Consider the following 564-nt stretch of genomic DNA (forward strand, 5'->3'; position numbering starts at 1 on the left):
TTTTGGCAACGGTGACATCCGATTTACGGATGCGGCCTTTGGGGGCGTTTTTCCATGTGGTCAGCCCCATGTTGGGCTTGGTGCTGTCGGCACGGCCATATACGATCTCAGCGGCGGTATGATGGGTGACCGCATAGTGGAGCTTGTTCTGCACCGTGGCAAAAAACTCCTTTGTGATGGGGCTTTCCACATCGTAGTCGGCGCTGCACTGGGAATAGATGTCCGTGATTTTCTGGTAAAATCTTCTCTCGCTGGCCCGGATGTCCCGGATACGCTCCAGCTGTTCCTCGAAATAATCCTTGCCGAAAAAGTTCTCCGGCTCCCGCAGCCGTGCGTCATCCATCACATAACCTTTGATGATGAACTCTTTTAACACCCGGTTCGCCCAAATGCGGAACATGGTCGCCTTTTTGGAGTTCACCCGATACCCCACAGCGATAATAGCATCCAGATTGTAATAGTTGGTCTGATACCGTTTTCCGTCCGCCGCAGTTGTTTCCATTTTGGAAACAACTGAATCCTCGCTCAGTTCGCCGGATTCAAAAATGTTTTTCAGATGCTTGG

1 protein-coding gene is annotated in these 564 nt (G+C 51.2%); it reads right to left on the bottom strand.

Annotation, left to right across the window (positions count from 1 at the left end; genetic code table 11):
* Positions 1-564, bottom strand: a 564-nt coding sequence (gene rhuM / locus H7U37_RS15185) for a RhuM family protein (protein ID WP_204876997.1), incomplete at both ends; no start/stop codon positions are given.

Source organism: Pseudoflavonifractor phocaeensis (genome assembly GCF_016901735.1).
In the GTDB taxonomy this organism is placed as follows: Bacteria; Bacillota; Clostridia; order Oscillospirales; family Oscillospiraceae; genus Pseudoflavonifractor_A.